Here is a 12,794-nt window from a genome sequence, read left to right as displayed (position 1 = left end):
GATGGTTGAATGGTCCGGTGCTTTTCGGCCATGTAAAAGCCACATGAAATTGATATCTCTGCGACAGGCTGTTTCAATCTTACGGCTGGAATAGAGGTTGTTCATGTACGCATACGTTAATACTTTGAACAGGATTTTGGGCTCGACTGCCGGTTTTCTCCCTTTTGAGGAGTATGCCATGCTTAGCTTTTCGTAGTTTAATCCCTCCAATATTTGGCTAAGCAGTCGAACTGAGTCATCCCCTGGTATTAACACCTCATAATTTAAGGGAAGAATTAGTTGATAGTGTCCATCAAATTCGGTATAATTCTTGTTGTATAGTTTTTTGTTCACAAAACTAAATTATACAGCTTTTGCGGGCTCTGCGGAGCCCGCAATTTCTTTGTAAGCAAAAAAAGGGGCTGTTGGAAATGAACTTACATGTTCATTTTGCAACAGCCCCTTTTATTTGGCGCGGAAAAACCCGGACTCATTCTTTGCGCGGTATAGCCTCGCCGGAATTCGCTCTTGATTTCATGGCGCATGCAAGCTATGATTAATTAGAATCCATATGTTTACGTATATCATATTTGAGGAGATGCCGGATGAGAATCCATCAAAATGAAGAAACCCTTCCTATCAGAGACCGTTACCGGAATGCGCAAGTCTTTCAAACCTCTCAGAATAGCAATCAACGCATTACCAGGATTTCGAAATTGGTCGGTGAAAGCAGGAGCATAACGAATCCGATGCATGTTCGGATTGACCCGAGTGAACAATACCAGTCGCTTTTGGGATTTGGCGGCGCCTTTACCGAGGCGGGCGCCCATGTCCTTTCACAAATCAGTGCCGAAAAACGCAACATGATTATCGACCGTTACTTTGCTTCCGATTCCGGAATCAATTATCGCCTTTGCAGGGTACATATGAATAGCTGCGATTTTTCGTTGGGGAATTATTCATGCGACGATAGCGCGGGGGATACGGAACTCCAACATTTTCAGATCGCTCGGGACCGGAAGCACTTAATCCCTTGGATTAAAGCTGCCATGGCGGTGGCAGGCGGTCCCATTGATCTGTTGGTTTCACCTTGGAGCCCTCCCGCCTGGATGAAAACGAACGGCACCATGAATCACGGCGGCAGTCTCCTACCGGAATACCGGGATACCTGGGCCCGATTTTTTATGAAATTCATCCGGGAATATGAAAAGGAAGGGATACCTATTTGGGGGGTCTCCGTCCAAAATGAACCTTTGGCCACGCAGACCTGGGATTCCTGTATCTACTCGGCCGAAGCGGAAGCGGATTTCATCGCGAATCATTTAGGACCGCTGCTTCAAAAAGAAGGTTTGGGCGATAAAAAGATTTTGATCTGGGACCATAACCGGGATCTGCTCTATGACCGGGCGAAAAGGACCCTGTCCAATCCGGAGGCGGCAAAATATATCTGGGGTATCGGCTTTCATTGGTATTCCGGCGCTCAATTTGTCAATGTGGAAAAGACCTACCGCGAGTTCCCGTCGAAAAAATTGATTTTCACCGAGGGATGCATTGAAAACGGCGTGAAACTGGGTCAATGGGATCGCGGTGAAATCTATGCCCACAATATCATGGGCGACTTAAACAGCGGTACGGTCGGATGGATCGATTGGAACATGGTATTGGATCACCACGGCGGACCCAATCACGCCGGAAACTTTTGCGATGCGCCGGTGATCGTCAATACCGATACCGGAGAGGTGTTTTTTCAGAGTTCCTACTATTATATGGGTCATTTCAGCAAGTTTATCGAACGCGGCGCCCGGCGGATCGGGTGCTTGATGGACGGCGCCTATCTTGAACTGACGGCGTTTTTGAATCCCAATGGAGTCATCGTCGTGGTTGCGTTGAATCGGACCGGTGAGGAACGCCAATTTACTCTGGAAATACTGGGCGAAAGGTTTACCGTTCTTAGCCCGGGGCACTCCATCCAGACCATTCTCCTGGATTAGCGGATGACCGTCTGACATTCCTTCGTCCGATTAAGAGCTTTTTCTACGAATCAGCTCGACTGGGAAAATTTTATTCTCTTGGGGCCGCAGGGGGTCTTTTAACGTATTCAAAAGCATTTCCGAGGCTGTAAAACCGATATCAAACAGAGGCTGGCTGACCGTCGTCAGCGGCGGATCGGTCAAGGCGGTCGCGCCGATGCCGTCGAAGCCGACCAGCGCCATTTGCTCAGGAATTTTGATGTCAGCGTTTTTGGCTTCGGAAAGCGCCCCCAAGGCCGTCAGATCATTGGCGCAAACCAAAGCGCTGGGCAGTGGCAGTTTGAGGGAGGCGTCGCGCAGCGCGAGAATTTTTCGCATCGCTTGCCTGCCCGATTCCGGAGCGAAGTCCCCCTCGAAGATCCAGTCGTTCTCAAGCGGTAAGTTATTTTGCCGCATGGCTTGGAGAAATCCATCAAACCGGTCGCCGGCGTTTCGGGCATTGCCGGGACCCTTGACGAAGGCGATCCGTCGATGGCCGTTGCCGATTAGATGTTCGGTGAGGTGCTGCATTCCGCGAAAATTGTCCGTATCCACATAACTGATGGCCATATTTTCCGGCCGGTCGCCGATGATGACGCACGGAATATGCTGTTGCGCGATATCGCCGATTTGAGGGTTTTTTAGATTGGGAGTGATGAGAATCAAGCCGTCAACTTTGCGTTGATAATAAAGACGCAAATAGTCCGTTTGCGGATCCTCAAACCGGTAAGTCGACAGCAGCAGGTCAAAGCCATTCGTGGCCGTTGATTGCTCGATCCCCGCCATCAAAAGATTGTAGTAATCGGTGCCATGGACCGTCACATGGGCGGGAGCCGGGATAATTACGCCGATCGTATTCACGCTCTTGGTATGAAGGGCCCGCCCGATGTGGTTGGGATAATAGTTGAGTTTCTTGATGGTGTCGAGGACTCTCTGGCGCGTTTCTTCTTTGACATAGCCATTGTTGTTGATGACTCGGGAGACCGTGATAAAAGAGACCCCCGCTTTTTTGGCGACATCCTGTTGTGTGACCATCGCACCCTCCACCGACCCCCGGAATTGATTGTTAAAATGTTATCATCTTCTGACTTCTCCGTCAAGCGCATCGCCGGACAGATAATAAAAATAGGATGAAATGGAAAATGATGTTGATTCCATCGGTTAAAGGTGTTAAAATATGTTTACGCAAACATATGGATAAAAACAGAAATAAAGGGGAGGATTGACAATGAGGCGCTTCTGGTTTTCGGTGTTGCTTCTGTTTGTCTTGGCAGGCATGTTGTCGGGAACGGGCCCGCTGGTCAACGGAGCGGGAAAAACGGTCGAACTCAACATTTTCATTGACCAACCGCAATTCCGGGAAATTTACGCCAATTATTTCAACCAATTCATCAAAAAGTATAAAACGCAGACCGGCACTACTGTAAAGGTAAATTTTGAGACGCCGGCAGCCATCAACTCGCAGCAGATTCTGCAATCCCGGTTCGCTTCCGGGGACGCGCCGGATGTCTTTTTCATCCATCCGACGAATACGGGTCCTCAGTACAATCGTTCCGGTTACCTGGAAGATCTGAGCAAACAGCCGTTTGTCAAGACGTTGTACGCCAACGTAAAGAGCATTATCTCGCTGGACGGCAAGGTCAAATGCATGCCCTTGGAGAGCGTATGGTGGGGCTATGATTATAATAAGGATATCTTTGAGAAGGTGGGAATCACTCCCGCATTGACGCTTTCAGCGATGAAAGCCAACGTGGAAAAGCTAAAAGCTGCCGGTTATACGCCTTTTTTGTTAGCGTATAATGAAGACTGGGTGCCGCAGCTCTTTAACTCGCTATTGGTCGGCGCTCTGAATGAGACCAAGTATAAAGGTTTTGTCAGCCGGATGAACAAAGGAACCACTTCCTTTGCGGAGCTAAAAGAGTATTTTGACATCATCGATCTGGTCAACGCCAACGGCAATACCAATGCCATGGATATCACCGCTTCCGGCGGGGCGGCCGAGTTTGCTCTGGGTAAGCATGCCATGTGGGTCCAAGGACCATGGATGGCGGAGGAGATCTTAAAAGCGAACCCCAAATTCAATCTGGCTGTCGCTCCGCTGCCGATCTCCGAGGATCCGAAACAGACCATGATCAACATCTCGGTCTCGAAAGGTCTATCGGTTTATTCCAAATCCAAAAACAAAAAAGTCGCTTTTGCCTTGTTAAATTACATGCTCGACAAGAAAGACTCGAACGCGTTGTATCAAAACCTCAAATTCAACCCGGTGTCGACGGTCCATACCTTTCAATATTATCCGTGGGTGGAATCCGCCTTATCGTATGTGAAAAAAGGGATGGGCTATGAGGATCCGCTGATGCCGAATACCGTCAAACAGGAAGTAGGCCGGCAACTTCAGCTTTATTACGTAAAAAAGGCAACCCGGGCCGATATCGTCAAGGCTTTGGATAAAGCCTGGAAAGACGGGTTGGCCAATTAAGGCGGTCGGGAGATGAAGAAGCATTGGTGCGGTTTTGCCGCGCCAATGCTCTTATGTTATTGATATTGCAGGTAATGGAGGATTTGGGGAATGTCCGTAAGACACAACGCGCAGAGCCGGGTTTCTTTTTTTATCTTTGTCGCCCCGGCATTTCTCTTCTTTTTCGTCTTTATGGCCCTGCCGATGGTCGGGTCTTTGCTGTATAGTTTCACCAATTGGAACGGGCTGGCGCCCTTTTATAAGTTTGTTCAGTTCCGTAATTATGTGGAGATTTTCACGGAAGATGTCCGCTTTAAAGATGCGACCCTTTTTACGCTCAATTTCTCAGTGATAATGGTGATCCTGCAAAATTGTCTGGCGCTTTTGATCGCCAATTTGATAGCGAATTTGAAGGGCACCCGGAAGCTGTTCCGTACGGTTTTTTTCCTTCCCAATATGATTAGCGCGATCGTCGGCGCTTATATGCTAAAGTTTCTCTTCTTAAAGGTATTTCCCAATCTCGGGCAGCATTTTAGCTGGGTCGGGTTTCTCAATCAACCCTGGATGGCCGATCCTTTCTTCGCGTTCTGGGCCATTGTCCTGGTATCATTATGGGTAGGTCTCGGTTATATCATCATTATCTATCTGGCGGCATTGGGAACGGTCCCGCAAGAATTGGAGGACCAAGTACAACTCGATGGTCCCAATCCATTTCAGAAATTCATCAAAGTAACCTTCCCGATGATCATGCCGGCGGTCACGATCTGCACTTTTGTAACGATTAATAATTCCTTTAAGGCTTTTGATTTGATTTTCGGATTGACCAATGGCGGTCCGGGTTGGTCCACCGCTTCGATCAGCTTGAACCTTTATTACGATGCCTTCAGTACCACTATGCGGATGGGTTATAGCTGCGCCAAGGCGATCGTTCTGTTCATCATGATCCTGGCGGTATCATTGCTGCAAATTACGTTGATGAAGAAGCGGGAGGTGGAGCTATGAGCGTCGTTAAAACGCCAAACTGGCGCCGCCTTTTTGAGTCGGGGCCACTCTTCTTAAAAGGTTCCTTTACCGCTAGCCGGATCGGCAGTTTTCTTTTTTTATCCTTCACCGGCCTGTTGGTTCTTTTCCCTTTGCTCATGGCCCTACTGAACTCCTTCAAAACCACGGCCGAAATGAATCAGGCGGTGATGGCCCTGCCGCGAACGTTCAACTTCAACAACTATGTCACCGCTTTCCAATCCATGCGCTTCTTGCATTCGGCCTTGAATACCTTTGTGATCACCGTTTGCAGCACCTTTGGGATCGTCCTCTTCAGTTCGATGGCCGGGTACAAGCTCTCCCGGACCAAAACGGTGCTTAGCAATGTGATCTTTTTTCTCATTATCTCATCGATGATGATCCCGTTTTCCGTCATCATGATTCCGTTGGTCAAAGTCTCCGCCCAATTGCATATCCTCAATAAAATCTGGGGCGTGATCCTGGTGTACATCGGGGTGGGGATCAACATGCCCATCTTCCTCTATCATGGTTTTGTGAAGACGATTCCTCAGGAGGTAGAAGAGGCGGCGTTGATCGATGGGGCCAGCTACTGGCAGTCGTTTCGAAAAATTATCTTTCCCATGCTTCAGCCGATCAATATCACAGTGGCTTTGCTGCAGATTATTTGGATTTGGAATGATTTTATGCTGCCGCTGGTGTTTATCTCCAATCAGAACAACTATACCTTGATCCTGTCGACCCAGTCGTTTTATACACTCTACAGCACTTCTTGGGAGCTGATTCTGGCCGGGAACTTTATGGCGGTCATTCCGGTGATCGTCGTCTATCTGATCTTTCAAAAAAATATTCAGGAAGGTATCGCTACGGGAGCATTGAAGGGTTAGGGCGATTAGCGCGGACTCCGAGACGTTTTCTCGGGGACCGGGGATTGAAGATAGTATATTTCAGGTGAAACACGGCCAAGTCCGAGGCATGACGCTGCGGACGGGCCGTTTCTTTTTGAAGGGTTGCCGGATTTTCCCGGACGCTCGTCCGGAAAAATCCGGCAACCTCTCCGAAGCAAAGGGCCGGTTTTCCGCTCTTTCGGGAATGCTATCCAAAGACTGAGTAATGAAAGATCTGGACGAAAGGCGTGAAGGATGGAAGAAGAGCTTTACAAGCCGGCTGAACGATGGGATGAGCGCGGCGCGGCCGGAGCATTTCGTTTCACACTCCCTGAAAATTGGGGAATAATAATGGCGCTTGGATTTTTACTCTCAAGAATCCATGACGCAAGAAAGATCTAAAAATTGGTTGCATAAATCAGTGAAGTGAGTTAAAATTATTATCAGGTAATAATAAATTGTTTAGGATGATCATGTCTAGCAACCCTAAAATCATGAAAAAAAACGAACGCCATCGCAAGCTTCTGGATGCGATCCGTCAAAATCCCTTCATCACCGATGAGGAACTGGCGGAGATTCTCCAGGTGAGTATTCCGACGGTCCGTTTGGACCGCATGGAGTTGGCCATTCCCGAAGTTCGCAAACGTACCAGGGAGATGGCTTCCCAATTCTTTGGGGTCTCGCAATCGCTGGCGAATCGGGAAATTGTCGGCGAATTGATCGAGATCGAGCCCGGAAAGAAGGGGTTATCCTTTCTCGATACCGATCGCTCCATGTGCCTTGAGAAATGCAATATCGTGAGAGGCCATATTATTTTTGCCATGGCCAACACCCTTGCCAACGCGGTGGCTGCGGCCCAGGTGGCTGTCACCGGCAAGGCGGAGCTGGATTTCTTGCGGACCGTCCGCGCCGGGGAAAAGCTGATTGCCAAGGCCCAAATCTTGGAGAAAAGAGGACATCGCTTCTTCATTGAAGTGATCGTCCGCTGTAAAGAAGAGATTGTCTGCAAAGGGACTTTCGTGATTCATGGCATGTCGTTGGAAATGGCCCATTATTTGAAACTATTAAAAGACGAAGACTAGGAGGAGTACAATGAAAGAAATTGGAATCTCTTCGATCGGAGCCGCGGTTCCCGAAAAACTGTTGACCAACGCCGATTTGGAAAAAATGGTCGATACCACCGACGAGTGGATAACCACCCGCACTGGAATCCGGGAACGGCATATCCTGCGGCCGGAAGAAAATATTTATGAAATTGTGACCAAAGCTGCCCGGATGGCCTGTGATACCATTGAGTTGGACCCGGATAAGCTGGATTTTATTGTTTCCTCTACCCTTACTCCGGATCGCTTCAGTCCGGCCCAAGCCTGTGAGGTCGCGCGCGAACTCGGGGCCAACCATGGTTTTTGTTTCGATCTGAATGCCGCATGCTCCGGCTTTGTTTTTGGATTGGCAATGGCCGAAAGCCTTCTCAAATCCCGAAATGATCTCAGCTACGGACTGGTTACAGCAGGCGAACAGCTCTCCAGGGTTACGGACTATTCGGATCGTTCCAGTTGCGTGCTTTTTGGTGATGGCGCCACTGCCGCGGTGGTCACCAGCGATCGCCCCCAACATTTGCTGCTCTGTACCGAACTCGGCTCCGATCCCTCGATGTCCCAAGAAGTAGTGATTGGCGGAATCAACGATTTGCTGCAGGACCGGCGTTCCAATTATTATTTTCGCCAGAACGGCAAAGTGGTCTTTAAATTTGCGGTAAGCAAAATCAAAGAACTGTTGGAGACGGTGCCGGCTAAAGTAGGGATTAAGCCGGAACAGATTAAATACGTGATTCCACACCAGGCCAATCAAAGGATTATCGCGGCCGGTAAAGATTTTTCCATTGGCGATATCGAGTTCATCAGCAATATCGAAAAATACGGGAACACTTCTTCGGCATCGATCGGTTTGGCCTTGCACGAAAATTGGCACCGGTTCCAGAAAGGCGATTATGTGATGTTGATAGCCTTCGGCGGCGGACTCAGTTGGGGAGCTGCTTTGATCCAGTGGTAACCTCGGTTCCGATTCTTTCGTTGCTGAGATTCGAGCGAAGTGAAAATTTGTTAAACCATCCTCTATTCATGCCGATATTATGGTATGGATAGAAGGGTGGTTTAATATTGACAATGGATTCAGCGAACATTGATTTTTATCAGAGACTTTTTGAATTGGAGAATGTTTTTGATGGAGAGCTTGATTTTGCTCATCTATCCAAGAACATTTTGAACACGGTAATCCGAGAAACCGCAGCGGTATCGGGTATCGTGTATTGGATCGAAACGGTTCCCAACGAACTGAAGATCAAAACGATCAGCGGCATTCCGACGACCCATATCAATGGAGTCACCAAAGTGTTGCGCCAGCCCGACGGGGTTCTTGAAAGAACCGTCAGGACTCCAGAGGCTTTAATACTGAATGGCTTGCATGAATCGCTTCCCGATGCTCCGGAATTAAAAGGAATGGCGGAATTTTATCGCAGCCTGATGATGATTCCGCTCAGCGTCCAGAGCAAACTGCTCGGATTGATCATCCTTTTTAAAGATCAGGATGCTTTTACCCAAAACCAGTTTGCGGTGTTAAATGCGTTCGCTCCCCGGATAGCCGTGCATCTGGATAACGCGCGTCTCTATCAGGTGACCAAGGAGACGGCACTTGAGAATGCGCGCTTGTACGTGAATCTTTCCAAACTCTATCAGCATGCGACCACCGATCCGCTGACCGGCTTATACAACCGCAACTTTTTGATGCAGCGCATTCGGGAAGAGATCAAAAAGGCCCGGCGCTTTAAGCAACCGTTATCCATTCTCTTTGTCGATTTGGACTATTTTAAGTCCGTCAACGAACAATACGGTCATCAGGTCGGCGATCAGTTATTGACCGAATTTGGTGATTTCATCAAAAAATCGGTCCGGGAATATGATGTCGCTTGCCGCTTTGGCGGCGAGGAATTTGTTATTTTACTCCCTCAAACTCCAGCCGAGAATGCGATGATATTGGCGGAACGTTTGCGGGGAAACATTGTCAAACGACGGTTTTGCGCCGACAAACAGTTAGCCATTACCGCCAGTTTTGGAGTCCATGGGCTCTCCGAAACATCCGATCATTCCAAACTGCTCGATGACGAGCAGCTTCTGTTAGAGATCGAAAACCTAATTGGCGGAGCTGACGAGGCTTTGTATCGGGCTAAAAACGATGGGCGAAACAAGGTGATCCTACACCAAGAACTCGCATGATTCGTCAAAAACCAGTCCAAACTTCCATTATTCTGGAAAGGATAATTCCGGATAGTCGTCGAATAATAATTAATGAGGTGTAGTTGTTGTTTCTAGATTATGCAAAAATCTTTTTGAAATCGGGACAAGGCGGTTCCGGAGCAGTCAGTTTTCGGCGTGAAAAGTATGTTTCCCGCGGCGGTCCCGATGGAGGGGATGGCGGACGCGGCGGTCATATCATATTCGTAGTGGATAGCAATCTGTCGACACTCAGCGATTTTCGGTATCAGCATCATTTCAAGGCCGGCAATGGCGGCAACGGAGAGGCGGTCAACCGGTTCGGAAAAGATGGCGAAGATTTGCGAATTCCCGTTCCAGTCGGAACGATCATTCGAGATGCGGAATCCAAAGCGTTGATTGCGGATTTGACGACTCCCGGAGCTGAATTTGTAATCTTGCGGGGCGGTCGTGGCGGACGTGGTAATTCTCACTTTGCAACTCCGACCCGCCAGACGCCGCGCTTCTCGGAAAAAGGGGAGCTGGGCTCGGAGTTATGGGTGGAGTTGGAGTTGAAGCTCATTGCCGATGTTGGGTTAATCGGTTTTCCCAATGCCGGGAAATCGACGCTGATCTCCAAAATTTCGGCGGCTCGCCCGAAAATCGCCGACTATCCGTTTACCACCCTCACACCCAATCTGGGGGTGGTGGACTATAAGGGACGGAGCTTTGTGGCGGTTGATATTCCCGGTCTGATCGAAGGCGCTCATCAAGGAGTTGGCCTAGGCCATCAGTTTTTACGCCATGTGGAGCGAACGCGATTGCTGATCCAGCTGGTGGATCTCTCGGGCTTTTCAGGGCGCGATCCCTATCAGGATTATCTGCAGATCAACCAGGAGCTGGAATTGTACAATCCCGATTTGGCGCACCGGCCGCAGTTGGTTGTCGCCAATAAAATGGATCTGCCGGAAGCCCGCGCCAATTTTGAAGAATTTCAAGCGAAACTGGCGCCGGTTCCCGTATACTCCCTGTCTGGAGCCACCGGAGCCGGAATCGACGAGCTACTGAATATGATCATTCAGAAGTTGGACGAACTGCCGAAAGCAGCGGCGGTTCCTCTCCCGGAACCGCTGACCCCTCTTCAACCCGCGGGTGAAACATCCGAGATCCAAGTGCTGAGGGATGGGTCCGTCTATATCGTTGAAAACGCCGCTTTAACCAAGCGAATCGCCCGTTTCGACCTGGAAAACGACGAGTCGGTCCGCAGCATGCAAAAGTTGTTAAAGCGATGGGGCGTCGAGGAAGCCTTGGTGAACGCCGGAGTCAAAGAAGGTGATCTGGTTCGGATTGGCGATTTTGAGTTTACGTATTCCGGTGAAGATTAAAACGGGAGGGTGAAACGGTGCTTTGTTTGGAGTGTGGGAATTGTCGAAGAGGTGAGGCGATCTATTATTGTACCGCCCGAAACGAATTTATCGTCACCGAAACGGCGGTTGTCCGCGAAAGACCCAACAGTTCATGGCGCAAAGGCGATCCCAGCTATGAAAACCACCGTCGCCAAATTCGTAAAGACAAAATCGGTTAAACAATGGGTGAAGCTTCCGGCTTCACTTTTTTTTAGCGTTCTTCGCCAAAATATGCTATAATTTTGGCTAATATCGGCAAGCCCACCGTAGACCGGGCGAGCCGACGGAACTACATTTTCGAAGAAAGAGTTGATATTCTTCCATATCGTGCAAAGGTAAAGAGAGAGAGGGCTAAAGTTTTGTTAACGAGCAAGCAGCGGAGTATCTTACGAAGCATGGGAAATGAATTGGAACCGATCCTCATTGTCGGAAAAGGCGGCATTACCGCCAATACCATCGAGCAGCTGGATCAAGCTCTTTCTGCCCGCGAACTGGTGAAGGGCAGAGTGCTCCCGCATACCGAGTGGGATACCCGGGAGACCGCTTCGGAACTGGCGGAGGCGACTGGCGCCGACGTGGTGCAGGTTATCGGCAGGAATATTCTTTTTTATCGTCCGCCGGAGACGGGCCGTTCCCCCAGGATCGACCTTTCCGGGGAGGGATGAAAGTGGATTATTTGGGCCGTTTACAGCAAGCACGGCGGATCGTGGTGAAGGTCGGTACCAGCACTTTAACCCATGCCAGCGGTAAGCTCAATCTGAACCGCATGGAACAGTTGGTGCGCCAATTGGCCGATCTGCAAAATCAGGGCAAAGAAGTGGTTTTGGTAACCTCCGGAGCCGTCGGGGCCGGTCTGGGCCGCCTGGGCCTCAACGAACGCCCATCCTCCATTATTGAGCGGCAGGCAATGGCGGCCATTGGCCAAGGCTTGTTGATGCAGGTTTACGAGAAACTCTTCTCCGAATACGGACCGATCGTGGCGCAGGTTCTATTGACCCGTAATGACATCAGCGATCGAAAACGCTACCTGAACGCCAGGAATACGATTCTGGCGTTGCTGCAATACCGGGCCATCCCGATCATCAACGAGAACGACACGGTGGCCACTGAGGAACTGAAGATCGGCGAGAACGACGCGCTCTCGGCTTTAGTGGCCGGATTGATCGAAGCCGATTTGTTGATCCTCCTTTCGGATGTGGATGGTTTATTCACCGCCGATCCACGCAAAGACCATTCGGCCACACTCATTCCGGTAGTGGTCGAGATTGACCAGCATATCCGGGCGATGGCCGGCGGAGCCGGCAGCTCGTGGGGGACCGGAGGAATGGTTACCAAAATTGAGGCCGCCCAGATGGCGACGGCCGCCGGGACCTCCATGGTATTAATGAATGGCAACGAACCTTCCAGAATTCAGCGGATATTCAACGGAGAACCGGTGGGGACGGCCTTTTTAAGCTCCCATAATGTGGTTTCCAGCCGCAAACGGTGGATCGCGTATGGCCCCCAAGTCAATGGCGCGGTCGTGGTGGATGCCGGCGCGGAACGGGCCTTGCTCCGCCAGGGGAAGAGTCTGTTACCTTCGGGAATTTCCGAACTGCACGGCGAGTTTGAGGAAGGGGATATGATTCAAGTCGTCAATTCCGAAGGAATGGAGCTCGGACGGGGTTTGACCAATTATGGCATGGAACATCTGCAGAAGATTATGGGCAAAAAAAGCATTGAAATCGAAATGATTCTGGGGTTTAAAACTGCCGATGAGGTGATTCACCGGGATAATCTGGTGATTACGGCTTTAAACTAGGGGGTAT

Annotated in this window: 13 protein-coding genes; 11 read left to right on the top strand and 2 right to left on the bottom strand. The window is 49.7% G+C overall.

Annotated elements, in window-relative coordinates; all coding sequences use genetic code 11:
• Nucleotides 1–333: transposase (locus EDC14_RS17065; protein ID WP_132015511.1), on the bottom strand; the 333-nt coding region annotated here is incomplete at its 3' end.
• A gap of 395 nt (nucleotides 334–728) precedes the next feature.
• On the opposite strand from EDC14_RS17065, the gene EDC14_RS17060 reads away from it, so the two are divergent.
• Entirely contained in the window at nucleotides 729–1,970 is a 1,242-nt protein-coding gene (locus tag EDC14_RS17060) for a glycoside hydrolase family 30 protein (protein ID WP_243662979.1), read from the top strand.
• 30 nt (nucleotides 1,971–2,000) lie between these two features.
• Here the strand turns inward: EDC14_RS17060 and EDC14_RS17055 are convergent, their stop codons facing one another.
• Nucleotides 2,001–3,023: a LacI family DNA-binding transcriptional regulator gene (locus EDC14_RS17055; protein WP_132015509.1), complete on the bottom strand. Its 1,023-nt coding sequence runs from the start codon at nucleotides 3,021–3,023 to the stop codon at nucleotides 2,001–2,003.
• 193 nt (nucleotides 3,024–3,216) lie between these two features.
• Here EDC14_RS17055 and EDC14_RS17050 point away from each other — a divergent pair, with 193 nt between their 5' ends.
• From EDC14_RS17050 to proB, 10 genes are all read left to right on the top strand, one after another.
• Nucleotides 3,217–4,467, top strand: a complete 1,251-nt coding sequence (locus EDC14_RS17050; RefSeq protein WP_132015508.1) for an ABC transporter substrate-binding protein — start codon at nucleotides 3,217–3,219, stop codon at nucleotides 4,465–4,467.
• Between the two features lie 90 nt (nucleotides 4,468–4,557).
• Nucleotides 4,558–5,448, top strand: coding sequence for a carbohydrate ABC transporter permease (locus tag EDC14_RS17045; protein ID WP_132015507.1), 891 nt, complete (start codon nucleotides 4,558–4,560; stop codon nucleotides 5,446–5,448).
• Nucleotides 5,445–6,332, top strand: coding sequence for a carbohydrate ABC transporter permease (locus tag EDC14_RS17040; protein ID WP_132015506.1), 888 nt, complete (start codon nucleotides 5,445–5,447; stop codon nucleotides 6,330–6,332). The genes EDC14_RS17045 and EDC14_RS17040 overlap by 4 nt, the downstream gene beginning before the upstream one ends.
• 255 nt (nucleotides 6,333–6,587) lie before the next feature.
• Complete coding sequence (locus EDC14_RS26850; protein ID WP_165908088.1) at nucleotides 6,588–6,734, top strand: hypothetical protein; 147 nt, start codon at nucleotides 6,588–6,590, stop codon at nucleotides 6,732–6,734.
• Nucleotides 6,735–6,805: 71 nt separating this feature from the next.
• Nucleotides 6,806–7,414, top strand: a complete 609-nt coding sequence (gene fapR / locus EDC14_RS17035; protein ID WP_165908087.1) for a transcription factor FapR — start codon at nucleotides 6,806–6,808, stop codon at nucleotides 7,412–7,414.
• A 10-nt stretch (nucleotides 7,415–7,424) separates the two neighbouring features.
• Nucleotides 7,425–8,384 carry a beta-ketoacyl-ACP synthase III gene (locus tag EDC14_RS17030; RefSeq protein WP_132015504.1) on the top strand — a complete coding sequence of 320 codons (960 nt, stop codon included), beginning with the start codon at nucleotides 7,425–7,427 and terminating at the stop codon, nucleotides 8,382–8,384.
• A 113-nt stretch (nucleotides 8,385–8,497) separates the two neighbouring features.
• A complete protein-coding gene (locus EDC14_RS17025; RefSeq protein WP_165908086.1) occupies nucleotides 8,498–9,604 on the top strand; it encodes a sensor domain-containing diguanylate cyclase in 1,107 nt (368 codons plus the stop codon).
• Between the two features lie 83 nt (nucleotides 9,605–9,687).
• A complete protein-coding gene (obgE, locus tag EDC14_RS17020) occupies nucleotides 9,688–10,965 on the top strand; it encodes a GTPase ObgE (protein WP_341540166.1) in 1,278 nt (425 codons plus the stop codon).
• Between the two features lie 380 nt (nucleotides 10,966–11,345).
• The gene (locus EDC14_RS17010; RefSeq protein WP_132015501.1) at nucleotides 11,346–11,651 is read left to right on the top strand and encodes a YhbY family RNA-binding protein; all 306 of its coding nucleotides are present in this window, start codon (nucleotides 11,346–11,348) and stop codon (nucleotides 11,649–11,651) included.
• Between the two features lie 2 nt (nucleotides 11,652–11,653).
• Nucleotides 11,654–12,787 (top strand): glutamate 5-kinase, encoded by a 1,134-nt coding sequence (gene proB / locus EDC14_RS17005; RefSeq protein ID WP_243662978.1) that lies wholly within the window; start codon nucleotides 11,654–11,656, stop codon nucleotides 12,785–12,787.
• Nucleotides 12,788–12,794: the final 7 nt, after the last annotated feature.

Source organism: Hydrogenispora ethanolica, assembly GCF_004340685.1.
GTDB classification, from domain to species: Bacteria; Bacillota; UBA4882; order UBA8346; family UBA8346; genus Hydrogenispora; species Hydrogenispora ethanolica.
Note: the sequence above shows the minus strand (reverse complement) of the source record. Positions and strands in the feature narration are given on the sequence as shown.